At 70.2% G+C, this 22,834-nt stretch carries 17 protein-coding genes; 4 read left to right on the top strand and 13 right to left on the bottom strand.

Annotation, left to right across the window (positions count from 1 at the left end; genetic code table 11):
- Positions 1-99 precede the first annotated feature (99 nt).
- From ACZ4LX_RS31515 to ACZ4LX_RS31500, 4 genes are all read right to left on the bottom strand, one after another.
- Positions 100-954: a FadR/GntR family transcriptional regulator gene (locus ACZ4LX_RS31515; RefSeq protein ID WP_467641694.1), complete on the bottom strand. Its 855-nt coding sequence runs from the start codon at positions 952-954 to the stop codon at positions 100-102.
- 184 nt (positions 955-1,138) lie between these two features.
- Positions 1,139-3,271 (bottom strand): ABC transporter ATP-binding protein, encoded by a 2,133-nt coding sequence (locus ACZ4LX_RS31510; RefSeq protein WP_467641474.1) that lies wholly within the window; start codon positions 3,269-3,271, stop codon positions 1,139-1,141.
- Between the two features lie 237 nt (positions 3,272-3,508).
- A complete protein-coding gene (locus ACZ4LX_RS31505; protein WP_467641477.1) occupies positions 3,509-4,273 on the bottom strand; it encodes an NUDIX hydrolase in 765 nt (254 codons plus the stop codon).
- Positions 4,274-4,388: 115 nt separating this feature from the next.
- The gene (locus ACZ4LX_RS31500) at positions 4,389-5,690 is read right to left on the bottom strand and encodes a DUF4192 domain-containing protein (protein WP_467641480.1); all 1,302 of its coding nucleotides are present in this window, start codon (positions 5,688-5,690) and stop codon (positions 4,389-4,391) included.
- A gap of 111 nt (positions 5,691-5,801) precedes the next feature.
- Here ACZ4LX_RS31500 and ACZ4LX_RS31495 point away from each other — a divergent pair, with 111 nt between their 5' ends.
- Positions 5,802-7,973: a RecQ family ATP-dependent DNA helicase gene (locus tag ACZ4LX_RS31495; protein WP_467641483.1), complete on the top strand. Its 2,172-nt coding sequence runs from the start codon at positions 5,802-5,804 to the stop codon at positions 7,971-7,973.
- Positions 7,974-8,190: 217 nt separating this feature from the next.
- A complete protein-coding gene (locus tag ACZ4LX_RS31490; protein ID WP_467641486.1) occupies positions 8,191-8,820 on the top strand; it encodes a hypothetical protein in 630 nt (209 codons plus the stop codon).
- Positions 8,821-9,125: 305 nt separating this feature from the next.
- Here the strand turns inward: ACZ4LX_RS31490 and ACZ4LX_RS31485 are convergent, their stop codons facing one another.
- The 3 genes from ACZ4LX_RS31485 to ACZ4LX_RS31475 all read right to left on the bottom strand — a co-directional run bounded on the left by ACZ4LX_RS31485 (position 9,126) and on the right by ACZ4LX_RS31475 (position 11,434).
- The gene (locus ACZ4LX_RS31485) at positions 9,126-9,746 is read right to left on the bottom strand and encodes a hypothetical protein (protein WP_467641488.1); all 621 of its coding nucleotides are present in this window, start codon (positions 9,744-9,746) and stop codon (positions 9,126-9,128) included.
- Between the two features lie 60 nt (positions 9,747-9,806).
- A complete protein-coding gene (locus tag ACZ4LX_RS31480; protein WP_467641491.1) occupies positions 9,807-10,517 on the bottom strand; it encodes a ribonuclease HII in 711 nt (236 codons plus the stop codon).
- A gap of 290 nt (positions 10,518-10,807) precedes the next feature.
- Entirely contained in the window at positions 10,808-11,434 is a 627-nt protein-coding gene (locus ACZ4LX_RS31475) for a TetR/AcrR family transcriptional regulator (protein WP_467641494.1), read from the bottom strand.
- Between the two features lie 267 nt (positions 11,435-11,701).
- Between ACZ4LX_RS31475 and ACZ4LX_RS31470 the strand changes: the two genes are divergently transcribed.
- Positions 11,702-13,255 (top strand): MFS transporter, encoded by a 1,554-nt coding sequence (locus tag ACZ4LX_RS31470; RefSeq protein WP_467641496.1) that lies wholly within the window; start codon positions 11,702-11,704, stop codon positions 13,253-13,255.
- Between the two features lie 149 nt (positions 13,256-13,404).
- Here ACZ4LX_RS31470 and ACZ4LX_RS31465 read toward each other — a convergent pair whose 3' ends face one another.
- The 4 genes from ACZ4LX_RS31465 to ACZ4LX_RS31450 form a co-directional block, all read right to left on the bottom strand.
- Positions 13,405-14,910 (bottom strand): DUF4153 domain-containing protein, encoded by a 1,506-nt coding sequence (locus ACZ4LX_RS31465; protein ID WP_467641697.1) that lies wholly within the window; start codon positions 14,908-14,910, stop codon positions 13,405-13,407.
- Between the two features lie 645 nt (positions 14,911-15,555).
- Positions 15,556-16,452 (bottom strand): ADP-ribosylglycohydrolase family protein, encoded by an 897-nt coding sequence (locus ACZ4LX_RS31460; protein ID WP_467641499.1) that lies wholly within the window; start codon positions 16,450-16,452, stop codon positions 15,556-15,558.
- A gap of 10 nt (positions 16,453-16,462) precedes the next feature.
- Positions 16,463-17,122, bottom strand: coding sequence for a histidine phosphatase family protein (locus tag ACZ4LX_RS31455; protein ID WP_467641502.1), 660 nt, complete (start codon positions 17,120-17,122; stop codon positions 16,463-16,465).
- A 248-nt stretch (positions 17,123-17,370) separates the two neighbouring features.
- Positions 17,371-17,976: a YdbC family protein gene (locus ACZ4LX_RS31450; RefSeq protein WP_467641505.1), complete on the bottom strand. Its 606-nt coding sequence runs from the start codon at positions 17,974-17,976 to the stop codon at positions 17,371-17,373.
- A 334-nt stretch (positions 17,977-18,310) separates the two neighbouring features.
- Between ACZ4LX_RS31450 and ACZ4LX_RS31445 the strand changes: the two genes are divergently transcribed.
- Complete coding sequence (locus tag ACZ4LX_RS31445) at positions 18,311-18,847, top strand: TerD family protein (protein WP_467641508.1); 537 nt, start codon at positions 18,311-18,313, stop codon at positions 18,845-18,847.
- A 106-nt stretch (positions 18,848-18,953) separates the two neighbouring features.
- Here the strand turns inward: ACZ4LX_RS31445 and ACZ4LX_RS31440 are convergent, their stop codons facing one another.
- Both ACZ4LX_RS31440 and nrdR read right to left on the bottom strand, forming a co-directional pair.
- Positions 18,954-21,857: a vitamin B12-dependent ribonucleotide reductase gene (locus tag ACZ4LX_RS31440; RefSeq protein WP_467641511.1), complete on the bottom strand. Its 2,904-nt coding sequence runs from the start codon at positions 21,855-21,857 to the stop codon at positions 18,954-18,956.
- Positions 21,858-22,015: 158 nt separating this feature from the next.
- A complete protein-coding gene (gene nrdR, locus ACZ4LX_RS31435) occupies positions 22,016-22,528 on the bottom strand; it encodes a transcriptional regulator NrdR (RefSeq protein ID WP_467641513.1) in 513 nt (170 codons plus the stop codon).
- Positions 22,529-22,834 lie beyond the last annotated feature (306 nt).

Here is a 22,834-nt window from a genome sequence, read left to right as displayed (position 1 = left end):
TGCGACGAACCGGATCAGCAGTGACATCTCCCCCCAATTGTGCCGCCGGACCACTCAGGCCCGGCGACACACGGCTCGTACACCCTGGCCGTGCCGTGCTCAGTGCTCTCGCGGCGCCGGTACGACTCCGGGCTGGACCACGAGGAGATGGCGCATGGCCGCCTCGGCACCCGCGGAGTCGCCGGAGGCCAGGGCCTCGACGATGCGCGCGTGGTGGCCGAGAGACGCCTCGTTCGGCCGGTCACAACCGGTGACCGGACCGCCCGACACCTGAAGAGCGGCAGAAACGATGCCCGAGAGGTGCTCCAGCATGCGGTTGCCCGCGGCCTGGATGAGCAGGGAGTGGAATTCCGCGTCGGCGCGCGCACAGGTGATCGCGTCACCCTGCCCGAGGGCATGCCCCATGATCTCGACCAAGTCCACGAACCGCCGCTGAAGATTCTCATGTCCATGACCGGCAGCAAGCCTGGCGGCCAGCGGTTCGATCGTCCACCGGAGCTCACCCAGCTCGCGACGCTGGTCGTCGCGCTGCGGCCCGAACGCTCGCCATTCGATGATGTCGGGATCGAGCAGATTCCAGTCACTGACCGGCCGGACCCGGGTACCCACATTGGGCCGGGCACTGACCAGCCCCTTGGCCTCCAGCACGCGCAGCGATTCCCGGACAACGGTGCGGGACACCTCGAATCGCTGACCGATCTCCTCCGGAACCAGGGGCCGGTCGGCACCGAGATCACCGGAAACGATCATCTGACCCAGCTGCTGAACAAGTTGGCCGTGCAGGCCTCGGCCCCGGCTGGCCGACCCCCGCCGGCCCATGCGGCCGAGCTCGGCATCGGGGCCGTCCCAGGGCCGGACGGCGGCACGCTCGCCGGTCGGCGCCTCCGCGTAGTTGTAGGAGTCGAGTTCGCCCGGACCGGCGATGCCGGTGTCGGCGGTGCGGGCGGCGGTCATCGTGGTGTGCGCAACGGTACTCACGCATCCTTTGTCGGCGCGGCTCAGCCACCCCTTGAGGTCTTTGGTGAAAAGCACACGAAAGGGTGATCGTCACTGACCCCGCAATTGACGCCTTAGTGGTATAAAAGGGGCATTTTCAATGGCGTTACGGTTCACCGCTCATCCGTCACCCGCTCCGCGATCACCAACGCACTCTGCCGCGGAGGCTCGTGAACACATACGCGCAGACAAGGACCGACAACGACAGGGCCAGCGCGGTTCCCACGGGGTGCGCCACGACCCGCATCACGGCCGGCGCCCACCGGTCAGCCCCATGCGGCCACCGCAGCCAGGCGAGTTCTCCGAGTCGGCCCGGAAGTCCGCTCATCGAACGGGTGGTCGGCATCTCCGGCATCGCCTGGATGAGCGGAACCATCAGCACAGGAACGGCGAGCACGGCGGCTACGCCTGCCGCCGTCACACGGAAGATCCCGGCGGCCAGCAATCCGGCCCAGGCGCAGCCGACCGTCAGACCCGACCAACTGACGGCCAGCGACATCGCGTTCGGAGGGACCCGGACCAAGGCCCCGCCGTACACGAGGCGGAGGGACTCGGCCGAGACCAGCACGACAAGCAGCGCCAGCAACAGCGCGACACCCGCCGACACGGCCATCTTGGCGAAGAGCAGCCCGAGCCGGCGAGGGACCGTGCCACGGCCGGCGGCCAGCGCGGGATAGCGGAACTCGTCGCCGAAGGAGAGAGCGCCGAGCAGCCCGGCACCGAGCGCGGCCGGAGGCAACGGCAACAGCGAAGGCCAGGCGGCCAGTACGTCCGGCAGCGGAGTACGTCCGTTGCGGGCGAGCAGCAGGGACACCGCGGCCGAAGCGGCAAGGGCGACGGCAATGATCAGGGTCGTGGTTCTGACGCCGAAGAGGCGACGCAGTTCATAACGCACCGGGCGCAGCGGGCCGCGGGCCGGCCGCCGCCTGATCGGCGGCGGCAGCCGCACCGCGCCGGAGTTCGCGGCCGGGCGCGCGCCGCGCCCGGAAACGCCGGGAGAAGCGGTGACGGCGCTGGCCGTGGGCGTGGGCGTGGGCTTGGCAGCAGGGACAGCGGCGTGAGCGGCGGCCATGGGGGCAGCGGTGGCGAGGGCGACGGACTCGGGTCTGCCAGCAGGGACAGTGGCGGTCGCGGGAGCGGCTTCGGCCGCGGGGGCGGCGGGGGCCGCGGGGGCGGCGGGAGACGCGGGAGACGCGGGAGCGACGGGGGACGCCGGGGCAGCGTCAGTCGCGGGAGCGGCGGCAGGGCGCGTGGCAGCGGCGGGAGCGGCAGCAGTCATGGGGGCAACAGTGGCGGGACCAGCGGCGATGGGGGCGGCGGCTTGCTCGGCGGGGCCTGGACCGTCCCGGCGGGGCCCGGATGTGGCGACGGGGCGAACAGGGCCGGAGCCGCCTCCGGGCCAGGTGTCACCAACCTCGTCCGCGAGCTGATGAAGGGGGAGGCCGTGGCGGAACGCCGCGTCCCCGACCTCCGCACAGCTGCTTCCGTATACGGACAGGCGGCTGCCGCTCACCTCGGCAACGACTTGGACGGACCGCCGGGCGGCACGCGCCTCGCGGCTGACGATCGCGGCGAGACGGGCGGCGTGCGGGGTACGTACCGCGACGCGAGGACGCAGCCGGGTGCGGGAGAAGTCCGCGGCGTCCTGATCGGCGACAAGACGGCCGGCGTCGATCGTCACCATATGACCGGCCGACCGAGCGGCCTCCTTGGGGTCCCGCGTCGTGTACAGAACCGTGCCGCCCCGCTCGGCGTGGGCCCTCAGCATCCCGTGCAGCCAGGCGGCCTCCCGCGCCGCGAGTCCTTCGGCGGGCTCGTCGAGGATCAGCGTGTGCGGGTCGCCGAGCAGCGCGGACGCGAGCGCCAGTCTGCGGTCCATACCCAGGGAGAGCGTGCCGATGCGCTGGTCCCCGAGACCGGCGAGACCGACAGTGTCGAGCAGGGCGTCGGCCCTGGACACAGGCACTCCGGCAGCGGCACAGAGCATGCGGAGCTGCCCTCGGGCGGTACGGGCGGGGTGCCCCGGCACTTCCCCGAGCAGGACCCCCACCTCGCGCGCCGGGTGCGCCACGCGATGCAACGGCCTGCCCCGGAAGTAGGTGATGCCACGTCCGTGCTCGAGTTCGAGCATCAGCCGCAGGGCCGAGGTCTTGCCAGAACCCGGTGGGCCCAGCAGTGCGGTGACACGGCCGGATTCCGCTTCGAAGGTGAGGTCGTCCACGGCGGGGGGAGCTCCGCGGTGACGGGTGCTGGTGAGTCCGATGGCCTGGAGCATCGCTTCTCTCGCAGGAGGTGAGGCCGCTCGACGGCAGAACGTACGGCAGCACAATAACCCGACATATCGGACTTTTTGCGCAGATCTGGATCCTGACGTCCCAGCGAGCCCACCCGGCCCCCGGGCCTGCCCGGACTGGGCGAACCCGCACGCCCCCTCACCTCTCGCACCCTTCCCCAGCTCTCCGCGCGGAGAGAGCTACCCCGGAGTCACACCTCGGACATCAGTCCTCACCGGTCAGACCTCGGGCCGCAGCATCGGCGGATTCAGAACCGTGGCCGACCCCGGCCTGAACAACTGGGCTGGGCGTCCCCCCTGCCTGGTGGTCGTACCACCGGAGGGCACCAGGAAGCCTGGCGTGCCCGTCACCTTGCGGTGGAAGTTCCTCGGGTCGAGGACCACACCCCACACCGCCTCGTACACCCGGCGGAGTTCGCCGACGGTGAAGGCCGGCGGGCAGAACGCGGTGGCCAGCGAGGAGTACTCGATCTTGGAACGCGCCCGCTCCACGCCGTCGGCGAGGATCCTGGCGTGGTCGAAAGCCAGAGGGGCCTGGCGCTCGCCGTCCCGCCCATAGGCCCCCTCCGGCCCAAGCAGGTCCTCGACAGGTGCCCAGCGCGCGCTGTTCGCATCACCGCCCGCCCGAGGAGCGGGCAGATCAGGGGCCAGCGCGAGATGGGCGACGCTGACGACCCTCATACGAGGATCGCGCGCGGGGTCCCCGTATGTGGCGAGCTGTTCGAGATGAGCTCCGTTGCCGACCGCGGGGGTCGAAGGGTCGTGTGCACACAGCCCGGTCTCCTCGACGAGTTCACGCGCTGCGGCGGCGCCGAGGTCCTCATCGGCTCTGACGAAACCGCCGGGCAGCGCCCATCTGCCCTGGAACGGCGTCTCTCCTCGGCGTACCACCAGGGCACAGAGCGCGTGACGGCGCACCGTGAGCACGACCAGGTCGACGGTGACAGCGAAGGGCGGGAAGGTCGACGGGTCGTAGGGCGGCATGTCGTGATCATAGTCGTCTGCCTGACGATAAACACTCCCTTCGTGATGCTCTTCATCGTTCACCGCGCCCGATGGCACCGGCGGTGCGGTGCCGGGAAACGGCACCGCACCGCGCTCATCGCCCGGTCCGGGTCCCCCGACGGCTCTGGGTGCGCGACTGTCCGGCCCGGCGCCGGCCGGGCACCGTGTTCGGCAGAGCGGAGCCGGTCCGCGGCCGGCGCTGCCCGGCCGTCCGTGCCCGCGCCGAACGGGCCCCCGCGACCCGCCCCGCACCGTGACCGCGCCGCACCGTCCGGGTGCCGCGTTCGCCGCGCAGGCAGCGTCGCAGCGTCTCCGGATCGAGGCCCTGGTTGCAGGCCTCGTGGAGCAGCTGGGCGAAGGTGTAACCGGGGTCCAGCCGCAGGGCGAGACCCAGCGCCACCCTCGCCGCCGGTTCGTCACCGGTCGACCACGAGACCCAGCCCGCCAGCGTGAGCGGAGCCGCCGCATGCTCCTCGAACGGCACGACACAACGGCGCGCCAGAACCCGCCACAGCCTCAGCGCGGAATCCGCCTCGGGCCCTTCCATCCACTCCGCGGCCCTGTCCCGCGTCTCCCGGTCCTGGAGGCCCAGAATCGCGGCGGCCGCCTCTTCATGACTGATCAACCGGTCGTCGTTGAGGTCGGACAGCGAAGGCGTTGCCGCCGGGGCCCGTCGGAGGCGCTCCATGAGCCGCCGGGCCAGTTTCAGGGTGGTTTCACTGACCTCCCTGCGGCTCTTCTCATCGAGGAGTTTCGGCACCAGCGCTGCCCCGGCCGCGTCCAGGGCAAGCTGCTGTTCCCGGCCCACCACGCCCGACTGGGGCGTCAGCCTGGCCTCCATCTCGCGCAGCGACCCCCGCACCTGGACACCGGCGTACGTGGCTGCCGCCGCCATCACCGAGGTGCCGGGCATCGCCAGCGGATTTCCCTCGGCCGGGCAGCAGCGGGCATCGGGGCAGACGTAGGACCAGAACCTGTTGCCGGAGATGCAGAGAGCCTCGAGCACGGGCACATCAAGCGCCCCGCACGCGATCCTCAACCGCTGGGCGAAAGGCCGCAGCCGCTCCATGGTCTGGTTGCCGGACTCCCCTTCGACAGGGTCCTGGCAGAGGAAGACGACGATCGCGTCAGGTCGCCCGCCACGCCGCTCACTGCCCTTGACCAGGCACTCGGCAAGCTGTTCGGCGACGGCCGGCCACTCCTGCGCGGACTGCGGAATACCGAGCCTCAGGCGCCCGCCGAAGCGGCCCCGGCCACCATGCAGGGCGACCATGACCACGCTGTCGTTCGGATGGAACCCCATGAGATACGGAAGGGCGTCGGCCAGCTCCGCGGGCCCTCGCAAGGTGATCTGCTGCTCGTCGGACGGGCCGGTGGATTCGTGGTGCTTGTTCATGGGATGACCGTCCCCCGAATGGAAAAATTCCGCGACCCCCTGTGGATAACTTATCCACAGGCAACGCGCGGTCGTTCGCGGTTTGTCGTACCCATCGGGTTGCATGGGGGAATGACCAACGCAGACCGCACAGAGCTCAGGGCTTCGGCCGATTCCGTCCTGGCACGACTTGTCGGGGACGCCTCCGGCGCTGCCCGGCTGCGCGAGGACCAGTGGCGGGCCATCGAGGCGCTCGTCGCCGACAAGCGCAGAGCTCTGGTCGTTCAGCGGACCGGCTGGGGAAAGTCCGCCGTGTACTTCGTCGCCACCTCGCTCCTGCGCGCGCAGGGCAGCGGGCCCACCGTGATCGTCTCGCCCCTGCTGGCGCTGATGCGCAACCAGGTCGCGGCCGCGGCCAGGGCCGGCATCAGCGCGCGGACGATCAATTCGTCCAACACCGAGGAGTGGGACACCGTGCAGGCCGAAGTGGCCGCCGGCGAAGTGGATGTGCTGCTGGTCAGTCCCGAGCGGCTCAACAATCCCGATTTCCGGGATCAGGTCCTGCCCAGGCTCGCCGCCGCGACCGGGCTGCTCGTCGTCGACGAGGCGCACTGCATCTCCGACTGGGGCCACGACTTTCGGCCCGACTACCGTCGGCTTCGGACCATGCTCGCCGATCTGCCCGCAGGCGTGCCCGTACTCGCGACCACCGCCACCGCCAATGCCCGTGTGACAGCCGACGTCGCGGAACAGCTGGGGACCGGCGCGGGGACGGACGCTCTCGTCCTGCGCGGGCCACTGGACCGGGAGAGCCTCAGCCTCGGCGTCCTGCAACTGCCCAATGCGGCGCACCGGCTGGCCTGGCTCGGCGACCACCTCAAAGAGCTCCCCGGTTCAGGGATCATCTACACCCTGACAGTCGCGGCGGCCGAAGAGGTCACCGCGTATCTCCGCCAGTGCGGGCACACAGTCGCCTCGTACACCGGCCGTACGGAGAACGCCGACAGGCAGCAGGCCGAGGACGATCTGCTCGCCAACCGCGTCAAGGCCCTGGTGGCGACTTCCGCGCTGGGTATGGGCTTCGACAAGCCGGACCTGGGATTCGTCGTCCACCTGGGCTCGCCCTCCTCCCCCATCGCCTACTACCAGCAGGTGGGACGCGCGGGCCGCGGCGTGGAGCACGCCGAGGTGCTGCTGCTCCCGGGCAAGGAGGACGAGGCGATCTGGCAGTACTTCACGTCGGTTGCCTTCCCTCCGGAGGAACAGGTCAGGCGCACGATCGACGCGCTCGCCCAGGCGGGCCGCCCTCTTTCGCTGCCCGCTCTGGAACCGCTAGTAGACCTGCGGCGCACCCGTCTGGAGACCATGCTCAAGGTCCTCGACGTCGACGGAGCGGTCCGCCGGGTCAAGGGCGGCTGGGTCGCCACGGGCGAGCCCTGGGTCTACGACTCCGGGCGGTACGCCTGGGTGGCACGCCAACGGGCGGCAGAGCAGCAGGCCATGCGCGACTACGCGGCGACGGACGGCTGCCGGATGGAGTTCCTCCGCCGCCAGTTGGACGACGAGGAAGCGACCGCTTGCGGACGTTGTGACAACTGTGCGGGAGCCCGTTTCGACGAGGCCGTCTCCGCCGCCGCACTGGACACCGCGCGGGGTGAGCTCGGCCGGCCCGGTGTCGAGGTCGAACCGCGCAAGATGTGGCCGACCGGCCTCGCCGCGGTGGGTGTCGACCTCAAGGGCCGGATCCCGGCAGGTGAGCTGTCAGACACCGGCCGGGCACTGGGACGCCTCTCCGATATCGGCTGGGGCAACAGGCTGCGCCCCATGCTCGCGGCCCAGGCGCCCGACGCTCCCGTGCCGGACGATGTGGCCGAGGCCGTGGTGACCGTGCTGGCCGACTGGGCCAGGGGCCCGGGGGGCTGGGCGCCCGGCGCGGTGGACGCCGTCCCCCGGCCGGTCGGCGTCGTCACCGTGGCCTCGTACGGCAGGCCCCGGCTCATCCAGTCCCTCGGCAGCCGTATCGCTGAAATCGGACGGATGCCCCTGCTGGGCAGCGTCGGCCATGCGCCGGGCACCGAAGGTGCCCGGATCTCCCAGACCAACAGCGCCCAGCGGGTCCGGGCCCTGCACGAGCGGCTTGTCGTGGGACCCGACCTGGCCGAGGCTCTGGCGGCGGCAGACGGGCCCGTTCTGCTCGTGGACGATCTCTCGGACACCGGCTGGACTCTCGCGGTGGCTGCCCGGCTCCTGCGGCGGGCCGGGGCGGACGGCGTGTTTCCGCTGGTCCTCGCTGTCCAGGCGTGAAGGGTGGCGTCATCCGGTACTGGACCGGGCAGGGATATCCGTGTCATTCCGGCTGATTACCGTCAGCTGCGCCAATTGCTCGTTGCCGCCCGCCGATACGCCAGGAAGAATTGGACTCGCCCCCGCACGGTCTCTTCGCGGGCCCGGAAGGGCTGTGCCGCGGCGCGCCCTCACTCGACCCTGCCCGCATCGTGGGCGCGTATGCGAAGGGAGGACCGTGACCTTCGGATTCGCTCCGTCCGCAGCCACTTCTATGTCGTCGGCCGCCGACTCCGCCAACCGCCTTGGCAGAATGCTCGAACCGGCCGAATGGGCAGCGGCGGGCATACCGCTGCTGCGCAGCCCGCGTGAGGTGGTCAGCGGTCTGCACGCCAGGCACCGGCCGACCCCGCAAACCGCCGTCGTCGCCGTGCTCGACCACGAGGAACGCCTGGCGGCCAGCGCCTCGTTCGCCCGTCGCTCGGTGACGGCGGACGGCTGGGAATTCCGTAACGCCCTGCTGTCGCACCTGCGACGGGTCATCCCGCACGATCTCCGGCGCCGCACCCCCGTCCGTACCGCGGTACTGCTCTACTGCCGCGAGGGGGACGAGCGTTGGACCGAGGAGGACGGGGCCTGGATGTGGGGGCTACGGGACGCCTGCACCCTGCACGGGCTGCGGTGTGGCGCCTACATCACGCTCACCCGCGGCGGCTGGCAGGTGCTCGGAGAAGGCCGTGGTGGCCGACGCCCCCACTCCATGTCGCAACCGTCCGCTCTCGCCGACACCACACGGGCTCCGGACCCCGGTCCGCAACGCACGGGCGGTGGCGCGGTCCAGGCCCTGCACCGCAGCGCGGCTCGCTGACCCGCACCCGCGAATCGCCGACCCGCGCCACGGCGCACTGACCCGAACCACGGCTCGGCGAACCGGGCCGCGGTGGCCCCACCGCCGCCGTCAACTGCAGCCGGGGCCTCACCAGCCGCCGGGACCCTCCCAGGCAGCCCGCGGTTTCACCAGCGGCCGGGCCCTCGCAGGCAGTCGGCGCTCGGCCTCGATCGTCCGGGCCGAGCGCCTCATCGTTCCACTGCTGCGGCGCACACGTCCGGCGCGGCGTCGATGCACCGCGATCCGGAGATCCGCACCGGGCGCACACGCCCTTCCGCTCCGGCTCAGACACCCGCGCCGAGCACGGCGTTGATCCGCTGCGGGTCACCGCAGACGATCAGCAGTGCTTCGGCGCGATTCCGCGACTCGGACAGAACACTCGCGGCGGCTTCGTCGTCAGCGCCGTTGACCGCGATGATCACCACCGGCCGGGACGTCACCCGGTCCGCTGCCGCGGCACCGGCGAAGAACACGTCGTCGCCCGCTTCGTACTGTGCCCAGTAGGCGGCTTCGCCGAAGGAGAGCTCGTGCGTCGCCCACGGGTGCTGCTCACCAGTGGTGAGCACCAGGATGTCGCCGGGTGCCCGGCCGGAGTCGAGCAGCAGGTCCACCGCCTCGTCGGCGGCGGCGAGCGCGCCGTCGGCCGCGGCGGGGATCACCTGGAGCTGAGGTGCGGAACGATTCTCCAGCCGTGCCGCCTGGGGCCGGCCGGAGGTGGGGTGCGGGCGCGGCGCCGGGGGCGCGGGCCTCGCGGGGCCGGGACCCGGGCGACCGGGGCGCGGCATGGCCGCTGAACGCGGACCGGGTACGGGACGAGGGGTCGACGCAGTGCGGCCGGTGGCCGACGTGGCGCGGGGACCCTGGGCGCTCTCGTGAATCTGAGGCTCCTCGGGGATGAGAGGCATGAGTGGTTGTCTATCAAACGGCGACGCGCGAGGCGTCAGCGGGTAGGCACATGTGCGCGATCAGAAGTCGAAGCCGAGCTGGCCCCCGCTTTCCAGTGCGGCCGCCTCGGCGGAGAAGCGGACCTTCTTGAGGTGCTGCCACCTGGGCAGCGCGTCGAGGTAGGACCACGAGAGGCGGTGGTGGGCCGTGGGGCCCAGCTCCTCCAGCGCGGCCCTGTGCACAGGGGACGGGTAGCCGGCGTTGGCGTCGAAGGCGAAGTCGGCGTACTCACCGGTATCCGCGCCGAGTTCGGCCATCACGGCGTCCCTCCGCACCTTCGCGATCACCGATGCCGCCGCGACCGCGATGCAGGACTGGTCGCCCTTGATGACCGTACGCACCTTCCAGGGCAGGCCCAGGTAGTCGTGCTTGCCGTCCAGAATCACCGCGTCCGGTCGCACCGGCAGCGCTTCCAGGGCCCGCACGGCGGCGAGCCGCAGCGCGGCGGTCATGCCGAGCGCGTCGATCTCCTGTGGTGAGGCGTCGCCGAGACCGTACGCCGTGACCCAGCGTTCCAGCAGCGGCGCGAGCTCCGCGCGGCGCTTCGGGCTGATCAGCTTGGAGTCGGTGAGCCCGGCGGGAGGTTTGCGGAGGCCGGTGACCGCGGCACACACGGTGACCGGCCCGGCCCACGCTCCGCGTCCGACCTCATCGACACCGGCGACGGTCTTGGCACCGGTGGTGGCGCGCAGTGAGCGCTCGACGGTGTGCGTGGGTGGTTCGTACGGCATGGCGCCAGCAAGCGTACGCCGATGGAAGCGTCCGGAACACCCCGGGGCGTACCTGAGCTGTCCCCGTCCTTCGCCGGGCCGCCGAACGGGGACGGACCGTTCCCTCGCCGGACCGCCTGACCGCCGGAAGAGGACAGCCCCCGTGCCTCACCAGGCCGCCGGACGGGAACGGAGACGGGAACAGGAACAGGAACAGGAACAGCCGGGAACAGGAACGGAGACGGGGGCGGGGCCAGGAGCAGGGGCGGCCCGTCGTACCGGGGTGTCGAGCGGGGCGCGACGCGGGGGCCTCAGTGGGGAGCGGCGCGGAAGAACGGCACCGCGACCTGATCGATCAGGTCGGCGATGTCCCCATCGGTCCATTCGCTTCCGCACACCTTGCTCCGGTACATCATCATCGCGGGGATGACATCGAAGGCCAGCCCGCGCAGCGCGTCGGCCCGCACCTCACCGCGGTCGACCCCCCTGCTCACCACTTCTCGAATGAGATCGGTCGTCGGCCCGACCACACCACTGAGAATCACCGACTGGAAGCGTTCGGCCGTGTCCGCATCACATTCGTGAAGGACCGCGCGCAGCGCGGAGCCCGACTTGGAGAGCATGGAGTCACGGAATCCGCAGCACAGCTGATAGAGGTCCTCGCGGATGTTCCCGTGGTCCGGCGCATCACCGACGGCAGGCAAGGCGCTGCGCAGCGCGTCCGCGACCAGGTCCTCCTTGGAGGGCCACCGGCGGTAGATCGCGGCCTTCCCGGTCTGGGCACCGGCCGCGACGCCCTCCATCGTCAGCCCGCTCCAGCCGACCGTACTCAGCCGCTCCAGCGCGGCATCGAGAATCGCGCGTTCGAGCACGGGCCCGCGGCGGCGCAGCGACACCACCGGCTGCCGGGCGGCGGCGGCCGATCTCGAAGTATCCATGAGCTTCTCTCCATCGGAACAGGTCGGCACGCCCGCACCGGCCGGCACTCGGGACCGGACGGCACTCGGAACCGGACGGACCGCGGCCGGACGGGCGTCGCGACGAATCGTTCCGGGGCTGAGCAGGCCCCGGACCGGACAGGGGGATCCGGACTCCGCACGGCAACGAAGGATTCAGTGAACGCTTGCGTTCACTGAAGGGGACTCACTAACGTTGACGTGACAGTGAACGGACCCGTTCACTAATTCACTTGCGGGGGACTCATAGTGACAACCTCTCAGTTAGAAGCACAGAGCGCACCGGGCGCCGCACGCCGGCAAGGCCGCCCAGGGATCGCCTTGGCCGTCATCGCCGCCTGTCAGTTGATGGTTGTGCTCGACTCCACGATCGTCAACATCGCGCTCCCGCACATCCAGGATGCGCTCAGCTTCTCGACCACCGATCTCTCCTGGGTCCTCAGCGCCTATACGCTCACCTTCGGTGGTCTGCTGCTGCTCGGGGGGCGGGCGGGGGACATTCTGGGCCGCCGCCGCGTCTTCATGACGGGCATCCTGGTCTTCACGCTGGCCTCGCTGCTGGGCGGATTCGCCCAGGAGCCCTGGCAGTTGCTCGCCGCCCGCGCGCTTCAGGGCATAGGTGGCGCCATCGCCTCACCGACGTCACTCGCCCTGATCACCACCACGTTCCCGGAAGGCCCCGAGCGCAACCGCGCGTTCGGCGTCTTCGCCGCGGTGTCCGCGGGCGGCGGGGCGATCGGCCTGCTGGCCGGCGGGCTGCTCACCGAATGGCTCGATTGGCGCTGGGTCTTCTTCGTCAACGTGCCGATCGGTGTGCTGATCGCGGTCCTGGCACCGATGTACATCAACGAGTCCGAGAGGCATCCCGGCCGCTTCGACATCTCCGGGGCCCTGACCTCGACCCTCGGCATGGCCTCGCTCGTGTACGGGTTCATCAGGGCTTCCGAGGAGGGCTGGCGGGACTCCCTGACCCTGGGGTCGTTCGGCGCCGCGGTGATCCTGCTCGCCTCGTTCGTCCTCATCGAGATGCGTGCCAGGGAGCCGATCACTCCGCTGCGGATGTTCGCCGACCGCAACCGTTCCGGCACCTACGTGATCATGCTCAGCCTGGCCGCGGCCATGTTCGGCATGTTCTTCTTCATCGTCCTGTTCGTGCAGAACGTACTGGCGTACAGCCCCATCGAGTCGGGCCTGGCGTTCCTGCCCGTGACTGTCGCGATCATCGTGGGAGCGGGGCTCTCACAGCGGTTCCTTCCGGTGCTCGGGCCGAAGCCGTTCATGGTCACGGGCTCGGCGCTCACCGGTGTGGGGCTGCTCTGGCTCACGTTCATCTCGCCCGACAGCTCGTACCTGTCCGGGGTCCTGGGCCCGATGCTCGTGTTCGGCTGCGGCATGGGGCTGAACTTCGTGACCCTCACGCTGACGGCGGTCTCCGGAGTCGCCCAGCACGAGGCCGGGGCAGCCTCCAGCCTCCTCAACGCGAGCCAGCAGGTCGGTGGTTCGCTGGGACTCTCCATCCTGGTCACGGTCTTCGGTACGGCAAGCCGCACCGAGGCCGAGAAGCAGGTTCCGCAGTTCCTGGCGCAGGCCTCGCCCGAGCAGAAGGCGGAGTTCGTCAAGACCCAGGAGCTGCCCGGGAGCTGGGGCCACGCGGTGCTCTCCCAGGGCATCTCGACCGCGTTCCTCGCCGCGGTGGCGATGGCGGGTCTCGCCCTGCTGACGGCGCTGTTGGTGATCCGGGTGCGCAAGAGCGATCTGGAGGCGCTGAGCGGAAAGGCGTCTGCGGGAGGACCGGTCGCCTAGTCCGCACGGCAGCCACGCGGACAGGGCACGGTACGCCCCGGAAGCAGCACCGCGGAAGCCGGAAGCGGCACCGGGGGTGGCCGTACGCGTCACGGAAGCGGGCCGCCCCCGAGGGGACGGCCCGCGCCCGGTGCGGTGCACTTGGCCGGTCAGTACGGGTCGTACGGATCGTAGGAGTCGTCCACGTCTCCGCGTTCGCTTCCGTTCTCCCCCGCACTCAGCCCCCGGCAGTCGCGCGTACGGTATCCGGGATCCCAGTCCCCGAGGATGTCCCGGGCCCTCGCCTCGCCCCAACTCGTCGCATACCAGGGCTCGTCCGATTCCCTGAGCAGCCTCCGCTGGATCTTCTCCAGGGCGCACGAACGCAGCGGCTCGTTCAAGGTGTCGAGCGCGGGCACGGCGTCGGCCGAGAGACCGCTGAGGTACTCGATGTCGATCGAGTGATCGCTGCGGTACCGCTCGACGTTCTGTTCCGCGATCAGGCCGTCGGGCGAGATCAGTCCGAAGGCCAGAACTCCGACGGCCGCGCTCGCGGCGACGGCTCGCGGCAGCAGCTTCGCGCCGAAGACACCGGCTGCCATGATCAGCACGAGCACCACCCCCAGCCACAGCTCGACCGCCGCCACAGAAATCCGCAGCCTTGTCAGGCCGTACGCATCGACGTAGAGGTCCATGCGCCGCAGGGCGGAGGCGACGACGACGAGCGTGAGCAGACACAGCGTGCCGAGCACCCCGCGTACGAGCGTACGGTCGCGGGCTCCGCCCCGCGGCGCCCAGCGCAGCGCGAGCGCGATGACCAGGAGGGTGAGCAGCGTGGCCCAGAGCAGCTGCCAGAATCCCTGGCGGGCGTACTCGGAGTAGCTGAGATCGGTCTCGGCCATCACCTTGTCGTACCCGCCGAGCAGCACCGTGAGCTGAATGGCGAGGAAGGCGGCGAAGAGCAGGTTCAGGACGACCAGCGGCAGGGCCCATTCCAGCCGCCCGCGCGCCTTGCCCGGACGTACCTTCAGCCCGTCCCAGCGCACGGGGGCCGCCGCGGTGTACGCGGCCGCGAGCGCGCCGACGAGACCCAGCGCGCCGAGGAAGAACCGCCATGGGCCGTCGCCCACGGACACATCGGGAATCAAGCTGCCCAGTACATCGGCGAACGCGGCGTCGGCACTCGCGAAGAGCGCCCCGAACACGATGAGCAGGACAACCGCCACGACCGTGGACCGGAAGGCCACACCCCAGCGGCCCCGGGAGCCGGTCATCCGTTCACGCACACCACGGGCACCCCAGCCCACTGATTCGGCGACGGATGTGAGCAGGCCGAGCGAGCCGAGAAATATCCCGAGCCAGCTGCGGCTGCCGTGCAGCGCGAGCGAGCCGAGCGCGAAGGCGGAGACGATGGCGAGGAAACTCGGCCAGCCCGCGTCACGGAGCGCGGGGACGACCAGCAGGGCCAGTCCGCCGACCGCCCAGACAGCGGTCCAGGGGCGTAGCCGGCGGGCCGTCGCACGGGCCGCGAAGTACGCCGCGAGCGCGGCGGGAAGCGCCACGAGAAGCAGGTTGGCGCCGATGCCCTCGCCCAGCAGCAGAGCGCTGAGCAACCCGGTCGCCAGGACGGCCCAGAGTGTGGCGGCCGGAATGGCGCCCGGCTTGACCGGGCGGATCCGCGAAAACTCCGAGGGGGGCTGTTTGGTCCGCCCCCACGGACTGGGCTGCGGCGGCCGCGTCTGCTGCGCGTACGCGGGGATCCTTGGAGGCTGAGGCAGCCCCGGGTCCACGTCCCGCGACGCGGTGGAGCGCGGCTGCGGGACGGGGCGTGCCACGGTCTTCTGCGGGCCCGCGCCGACCGGTGACACCTCGGCCCCGCCCTCGGACCGGGCCGTCCCTGAACTCCCGGCCGACGGCGGCCGGGCCTCCCCGGGCGTGCCTCCGGGCCCGGCAGTTCCACCCGGCGCGGACGTCCCCGCCGGCTCGGACACTTCCGGTTGCCCGGATGCTCCCGTCTGCCCGGACGCCCCCGACGGCGCCGCGGGCGGCTCGGCCGCCCCCGAGGCTCCCTGCCGCTCCGGCAGCTCCGGCAGCTCCGGCCGGGGCGGCTCTGACTTGTGATCTGACACGGGACCCCTCCCCACCGAGGTCCGCTCACGCGAGCCCTGGCCCGCGTCGCCCCCCGGCGTCTCATTCGGTGCGCACCCGTCATGATGATCACCGCGGGCTGCGTGGCCGAAAGAGTAACCCCCCGTCACGGGTATCACCTGTACGGAGTAACGCTGTGGCAGTTCCGTGACAGTTCGGAGGCCGAAGGCCGCTTACCGAGCCATCCAGGCGGGCAGCTCTTCGGTCCGGGCCGTCCACTGCGTCGGCGGCGCACCCGCCGCGCCTGCCGCGACCACTCCGCCGACGATCGCGCACGTCGTGTCGACATCGCCGCCCGCCTGCGCGGTCACCCAGAAGGCCTGCTCGAAGTCGCCGAGGCTGCGTGCCGCGGACCAGAGGGCGAAGGGGACGGTGTCGTGCGCACTCGTACGGCGCCCGTTGCCGAGGACCGCGGCAACCGTGCCGGCGTCCTTGTAGTCCAGCATGTCGCGGGCCCTGCGCAGTCCGGCGCCGACCGCGCTGCGTGGCACCAGCGCGATCACGCCGTCCAGGAGTTCCGTCGGCGTCGGCGGTCCGGTGGGCGATGCGGCCAGCGCCGCGGCCGCCGCTACCGCCATCGCGCCGACGACGGCTTCCCGGTGCTGGTGCGTGGTGTACGAGGAGATCTCGGCCTGATGCGTGGCCTGCTCGGGATCGTCCGCGTACCAGGCACCGAGCGGCGCGATGCGCATCGACGAGCCGTTGCCCCACGAGCCCTGGCCCTGGAAGAGCGAGGAGGCCAGCTCACGCCAGTCGCCCCCCTCCCGGACCAGCCTGAGCAGCCGGTTGACCGCGGGGCCGTATCCCCGGTCGAAGTCGTGGTGCACCGCGAAGGAGTGGGCGAGGGCGTCCTGGTCGATGCGGCCGTGCTTCCGCAGCACGGCCAGCACCGAGGCGGCCATCTCGGTGTCGTCGGTCCACTGCCAGGGCCCGGGGGGCAGGGCGCGGTCCTTCAGGAGCGGGTAGTTGGCGGGTACAAAGAACTGGGAGCCCAGGGCGTCTCCCACGGAGAGGCCACGCAGGCTGGCAAGGGCACGTTCGAAGCTCTGGTCGGAAGCGGATTCGGTCATCGCTTCCACTCTATCCGGTGATGCCGTACGGCTCAGGGGTACGCCAGCGCTCGAACGGCCTGTCCAGCGTGTAGCGGCCGTCCTTGCCGAGCACCAGCGTCCGGGATTCCCCGTTGCCGGGATTGGACAGCGATTCGAATTCGGCCACGGACCAGTGGAACCAGCGCATGCAGAACAGCCGCATCGTCAGTCCGTGCGTGACCAGCAGGACGTTCTGCGGATGGTCGGGGTCCTCGAAGCTCCGGTACAGGCTCTCCAGGAACGCGCCCACCCGGTCGTACACATCCGCACCGGACTCGCCCTGCGCGAAACGGTAGAAGAAGTGCCCGTAGGCGTCCCGGTAGGCCTTCTGGAGGCGGACGTCGTCCCGCTCCTGCCAGTTCCCCCAGTCCTGCTCGCGCAGCCGGGGCTCCTCGCGCACCCGGACACGTCCGAGATCCAGCCCGAGCGACCGGAACGTCTCATGCGTACGGCGATACGGGGAGACATACACACTCACCCGCTCCCCGTCGAAGAGCTCGCGCAGCCGCACCCCGGCCTCCCTGGACTGCCGCAGGCCGGTCGTGGTGAGCCTCAGCGCGTGGTCGGGCTCGCGCTCGTACACGGTGTCGTCCGCGTTGCCCTCGGACTCGCCGTGCCGGAGGAGGACGATGCGTTGCGGTCTTGCCATGTACCGACCCTAAGCGCTGTCCCGTGATCTCCGCCGGGTGCGCGAGGACGGCTGCGGCACCTCGCCGGGTGGCCGGATCGCAGAAGAGACGTCCGGCAGCCGGATGGCCGACCGTCCGGGCATGGACCGCGTCCGGGGCCGCGCACGGGGCGAGCGGGGATCATGGGACGGCCCCGGAAAGGATCCACGCGGCCCGGGGCGGTTGTCCGGCGGCCGGTGGTGCGTGTCGCCGGTGGGTTCCCTGCCGGTCACACGGTCCAGGACGGTTCGAGTTCCACCACGTCTCCGGCCAGGGAGGCCACGTCGTCCTCGGTCTGCGCCCGCTGGGAGAGGCGCTCGACGCTCCCCGGCCGGTACTTGCCGCGCTCGGCGCTGGACTGCCACATCGACAGAACCAGGAACTCGTGACCTGGCGCCTCCCCGAAGACGCCGCGCAGCATGCCGGGCGATCCGGCCATCGCCGGGTTCCACACCAGCTGCTGCATCAGCGCGAAGTGCTCGACACGGTCCTCGTGCACCCTGCTGTGCGCCACCCTGACCACGTCGGCGTCGGTGAAACGGGGCTCGAATCCGGTCTTCACGTCGAACCGGTACTCGAACAGTTTGACCTGTATGTCATTGAAGGTGCCGGACTGCGCGGCTGCCAGGGCGTCGTGCCCGCGCGCCATGAACGAGTCGTAGAAGACGCGGTTCTCCCAGAAGGCGAAGACATGGGCCACCTCCGGCCGGCTGCGGCTCCAGCCTCCGCCCTGCCCCCTGAACCCCGGCTCACCCAGCAGTCCCGCCCACTTCTGCTGCCCTCGCTCGAAGCCGCGACGGTCCACCACACTGCAGCGAATCCACTTGACCAGCACTGCGCCATCGTACGGGCCACGGACGTGGTGTGGGTCACGCTCGGACGGAGTGCGTCAGAACCGGTCAGAGACGGTCACATAGCGATCACCCTCAACTGCCTCTGTTTCGGCCCGCGTCGAGCAGACCCGCCTGCTGCGCCAGGTCAGCGGTGCGACAGCGGAGTTCCGGGAGGAATCCGGCAGCGCCCACCGCGCCGCATCCCCCGTCGAGGGCGCCGCGCCCCGTGGCCCGAATACGCCCCTCACACCCAAGGCAGTTGGTTTCACGGACAGTTACGGAGATGATCGGGTGACAGAACCGGAGCGACGGCCCCGCGTGAAGGAGCGAAGTCCGATGAGTACTCCCAACAAGGACATCGAGAAAGTCGAGGTCAGGGTCAAATGGGATCCCAGTCCTCAGGGTGAGCCCGCGAACGACCTCGACATCATCGCGGCGACCTACCCGGTCGAGGAGGCGTACGGCGACCCCGCGTATCTCGTCCACTTCGACAGCCGCGCACCCGACGGCACCATCACGCTCAACCGCGACAGCAGGACCGGGCAGGGCCTGGGGTACGACGAGGTCATGACGCTTGAGCTGGACCGGCTCTCGGAGGCGTACTCGCGGGTCGTCGTCGGTGTCGCCATCCAGCAGCGCGACGGCCGCAAGACGTTCGGCGAGATAGAGAACACCGGCGTGCAGATCCGCGAGGGGTACACCACTCTCGCCGAGGACGACTTCTCGTCGGTCGGCGCGGCGACGGCGGCCGTCGTCGCCGAGTTCGTACGGGACACCTCGGGGGTCTGGCAGTTCCACGACACCGTACGGGGATTCGACGGCGACGCCGACGCGTTCGCCGCGGCGATGGGAAGCCGCCCGCCCGCGGCGTGAGGGGCGGGCCGCCGGCCGACGCCGAAGGGGCGGGCCGGACTCCATGGCTGGAGTCCGGCCCGCCCCTTCGGCTAAGCCGTGGCCCTTCACGGGCCGACGGGTCGGATCAGCTGCAACCGCTGGTCGAGCCGCAGCCCTCGCAGATGTAGCAGGAGCCGGCGCGCTGCATCTTCGTACCGCAGGAGAAGCAGAGTGGGGCGTCGGCGCTGATGCCGAGCTGCATCTCGACCAGTTCGGCCGAGGTGTGCGCCGTCTTCGGGGCCGGTGTGCCGGCCTCCTGCACCGGGGCCACGGCCTTCAGCGGCTCCGGCTGCCGCACCGGGGCGGACTGGGCCTGGTTCTCGGCCTCCAGCTGCTCCTCCTCGAACGACGGCTCGTAGGAACCGGTGTCGAGGTGGCGCTGACGCTCCTCGGCGGAGTGGATACCGAGGGCCGAGCGGGTCTCGAAGGGCAGGAAGTCCAGCGCCAGGCGGCGGAAGATGTAGTCGACGATCGACTGCGCCATCCGCACGTCCGGGTCGTCCGTCATACCGGCCGGCTCGAAGCGCATGTTGGTGAACTTGGAAACGTACGTCTCCAGCGGAACGCCGTACTGCAGACCCACCGAGACGGCGATGGAGAAGGCGTCCATCATGCCCGCGAGGGTCGAGCCCTGCTTGGACATCTTCAGGAAGACCTCGCCGAGACCGTCGTCCGGGTAGGAGTTGGCCGTCATGTAGCCCTCGGCGCCGCCCACCGTGAACGAGGTGGTGATGCCGGGGCGGCCCTTGGGCAGACGCTTGCGGACCGGGCGGTACTCGACGACCTTCTCGACCGCGGTACGGATGGTGTCCTCGGCCTTGGCCGTGACCGCCTCCTTCTCCTTCTCCTTGGTCTTCGCGGAGAGGGGCTGGCCGACCTTGCAGTTGTCGCGGTAGATCGCGAGCGCCTTGACGCCCATCTTCCACGCCTCGAAGTAGACCTCTTCGACGTCCTCGACGGTGGCCGTCTCCGGCAGGTTCACGGTCTTGGAGAGTGCGCCGGAGATCCACGGCTGGATGGCCGCCATCATCCGCACGTGGCCCATCGCCGAGATGGAACGCTCACCCATCGCGCAGTCGAAGACCTCGTAGTGCTCGGTCTTCAGACCGGGGGCGTCGATCACGTTGCCGTTCTCGGCGATGTGGGCGACGACCGCCTCGATCTGCTCCTCGTGGTAACCCAGCCGGCGCAGGGCCTGCGGCACGGTGCCGTTGACGATCTGCATCGAGCCGCCGCCGACCAGCTTCTTGAACTTGACCAGGGCGAGGTCGGGCTCCAGGCCGGTGGTGTCGCAGGACATCGCGAGACCGATGGTTCCGGTGGGCGCGATGACCGAGGCCTGCGCGTTGCGGAAGCCGTTCTTCGCGCCGAGGCGGATCACGTCCTGCCAGGCCTCCGTCGCGGCGGCCCAGATCGGGTTGTCCAGGTCGTCGGCGTGCAGGGCGACGGCGTTGGCGTCGGCGTGCTGCTGCATGACGCGCTGGTGCGGCTCGGCGTTGCGGGCGTAGCCGTCGTACGGGCCGACGACAGCGGCCAGTTCGGCGGAGCGCTTGTACGAGGTGCCGGTCATCAGCGAGGTGATGGCACCGGCGAGAGCGCGTCCGCCGTCACTGTCGTACGCGTGGCCGGTCGCCATCAGCAGGGCGCCGAGGTTGGCGTAACCGATGCCCAGCTGACGGAAGGCGCGGGTGTTCTCGCCGATCTTCTGGGTCGGGAAGTCGGCGAAGCAGATGGAGATGTCCATCGCGGTGATGACGAGCTCGACGACCTTGGCGAAGCGCTCGGACTCGAAGGACTGGTTGCCCAGGCCGTCGTCCTTGAGGAACTTCATCAGGTTCAGCGAGGCGAGGTTGCACGAGGTGTTGTCCAGGTGCATGTACTCGCTGCACGGGTTCGAGCCGTTGATCCGGCCGGACTCCGGGCAGGTGTGCCAGGCGTTGATGGTGTCGTCGTACTGGATACCCGGGTCGGCACAGGCCCAGGCGGCCTCGGCCATCTTGCGGAAGAGGGACTTTGCCTCGACCTCTTCGATGACGTCGCCGGTCATCCGGGCGCGCAGCCCGAACTTGCCGCCGGACTCGACGGCCTTCATGAACTCGTCGTTCACCCGGACCGAGTTGTTGGCGTTCTGGTACTGGACGGACGTGATGTCGTCGCCGCCCAGGTCCATGTCGAAGCCCGCGTCACGCAGGGCGCGGATCTTCTCCTCCTCCTTCACCTTGGTCTCGATGAAGTTCTCGATGTCGGGGTGATCGACGTCGAGGATGACCATCTTGGCCGCGCGACGGGTGGCGCCACCGGACTTGATCGTTCCGGCGGACGCGTCGGCGCCCCGCATGAAGGAGACCGGGCCGGAGGCGTTGCCGCCGGAGGAGAGGAGCTCCTTGGAGGAGCGGATGCGGGAAAGGTTCAGACCGGCACCGGAGCCGCCCTTGAAGATCATCCCCTCTTCCTTGTACCAGTCGAGGATCGACTCCATGGAGTCGTCGACGGCCAGGATGAAGCAGGCGGAGACCTGCTGCGGCTGCGGCGTGCCGACGTTGAACCAGACCGGCGAGTTGAAGCTGAAGATCTGGTGCAGGAGGGCGTACGCCAGCTCGTGCTCGAAGATCTCGGCGTCCGCGGGAGAGGCGAAGTAGCTGTAGTCCTCGCCGGCCTTCCGGTACGTCTTCACGATCCGGTCGATCAGCTGCCGCAGACCGGTCTCGCGCTGGGGGGTGCCGACGGCCCCGCGGAAGTACTTGCTGGTGACGATGTTGACCGCGTTCACCGACCAGAAGTCGGGGAACTCGACGCCACGCTGCTCGAAGTTGATCGAGCCGTCGCGCCAGTTGGTCATGACGACGTCACGGCGCTCCCACGCCACCTCGTCGTACGGATGCACGCCGGGGGTGGTGTGGATGCGCTCGATACGCAGGCCCTGCTTGGTCGCAGTCGACTTGGTCCCCTTGCGGGAACCTCGTGCCGGGCCGCTCGCCGTCTCTGTCATGCCGCCTCCCATATGTGGGCAAAAACGCCCTGAAGTGCCGAGAACTTCCCCGGGCACAGTGTGTGTCTGATGCTTCGGACGCCACGCACAGCATCCGGAGCAGGTCTACGTGCCGACCCACGGCAGATCCTCGGATCAGCGGGTCCGGCGAGTGCCGCTCAGTCGGCGGCGACGGCGGGAACGGGAACCTCAACGGTCTCACCGGTCCCGCAAGCTTGTACGTGAGGCCGTCGCTCGCGGAGTTCCACGATGGCGGCCTCGAAGTCCTCGAGGCTGTCGAAAGCCCGGTAGACGGACGCGAACCGCAGATACGCGACGAGGTCGAGTTCCTGCAGCGGCCCGAGGATGGCAAGCCCCACGTCGTGAGTGGTCAGCTCGGCACTGCCGGTGGCGCGCACCGCCTCCTCGACCCGCTGACCGAGCTTGGCGAGGGCGTCCTCGGTGACCGGCCTTCCCTGGCACGCCTTGCGCACGCCGGAGATGACCTTGGTACGGCTGAAGGGCTCGGTGACACCGCTGCGCTTGACCACCATGAGCGAACAGGTCTCCACCGTGGTGAAACGGCGGGAACAGTCGGGGCACTGGCGACGTCGGCGGATCGAGGTCCCGTCGTCGGTGGTGCGACTGTCGACGACCCGGCTGTCGGGGTGCCTGCAGAAGGGGCAGTGCATGGCTCCCAACCCTCCTTCACAGCACGACTGAATAGCCTCTTCAGGCCCGGCGAGGGGCCTTCGAAGCGGTCTCAAGCATAGGCGATAGCCACACCCCCGATGGACGGGGACCACAACCTCTGGGCGGCTGAAGCAATCCAACCACTAGATCTTGGGTTTGGCCGCGCATTTGGCCCTAGCGCGTGTCGTGCGCCGCGGGCGGCCGGAAGGCAGCGTACGGCCGACCACGAGGGTACGGGAAGCGGCCGGAGGCGCCGAGTGCGGGGGCAGCCCCCGCGAAGCCGCGCGGAAGGCCGCGGGGGCGCG

It is taken from the genome of Streptomyces sp. NPDC026062, assembly GCF_055568375.1.
The sequence above is the reverse complement of the archived record's forward strand: the minus strand, read 5'-3'. Positions and strand labels throughout refer to the sequence as shown.

Bases quoted from the DNA above. Each gene is read 5' to 3' on its own strand.
- ACZ4LX_RS31515 (WP_467641694.1), bottom strand. From the start codon at position 954: ATGACCGCCGCCCGCACCGCCGACACCGGCATCGCCGGTCCGGGCGAA.
- ACZ4LX_RS31510 (WP_467641474.1), bottom strand. From the start codon at position 3,271: ATGCTCCAGGCCATCGGACTCACCAGCACCCGTCACCGCGGAGCTCCC.
- ACZ4LX_RS31505 (WP_467641477.1), bottom strand. From the start codon at position 4,273: ATGCCGCCCTACGACCCGTCGACCTTCCCGCCCTTCGCTGTCACCGTC.
- ACZ4LX_RS31500 (WP_467641480.1), bottom strand. From the start codon at position 5,690: ATGAACAAGCACCACGAATCCACCGGCCCGTCCGACGAGCAGCAGATC.
- ACZ4LX_RS31495 (WP_467641483.1), top strand. From the start codon at position 5,802: ATGACCAACGCAGACCGCACAGAGCTCAGGGCTTCGGCCGATTCCGTC.
- ACZ4LX_RS31485 (WP_467641488.1), bottom strand. From the start codon at position 9,746: ATGCCTCTCATCCCCGAGGAGCCTCAGATTCACGAGAGCGCCCAGGGT.
- ACZ4LX_RS31480 (WP_467641491.1), bottom strand. From the start codon at position 10,517: ATGCCGTACGAACCACCCACGCACACCGTCGAGCGCTCACTGCGCGCC.
- ACZ4LX_RS31475 (WP_467641494.1), bottom strand. From the start codon at position 11,434: ATGGATACTTCGAGATCGGCCGCCGCCGCCCGGCAGCCGGTGGTGTCG.
- ACZ4LX_RS31460 (WP_467641499.1), bottom strand. From the start codon at position 16,452: ATGACCGAATCCGCTTCCGACCAGAGCTTCGAACGTGCCCTTGCCAGC.
- ACZ4LX_RS31455 (WP_467641502.1), bottom strand. From the start codon at position 17,122: ATGGCAAGACCGCAACGCATCGTCCTCCTCCGGCACGGCGAGTCCGAG.
- ACZ4LX_RS31445 (WP_467641508.1), top strand. From the start codon at position 18,311: ATGAGTACTCCCAACAAGGACATCGAGAAAGTCGAGGTCAGGGTCAAA.
- ACZ4LX_RS31440 (WP_467641511.1), bottom strand. From the start codon at position 21,857: ATGACAGAGACGGCGAGCGGCCCGGCACGAGGTTCCCGCAAGGGGACC.
- nrdR (WP_467641513.1), bottom strand. From the start codon at position 22,528: ATGCACTGCCCCTTCTGCAGGCACCCCGACAGCCGGGTCGTCGACAGT.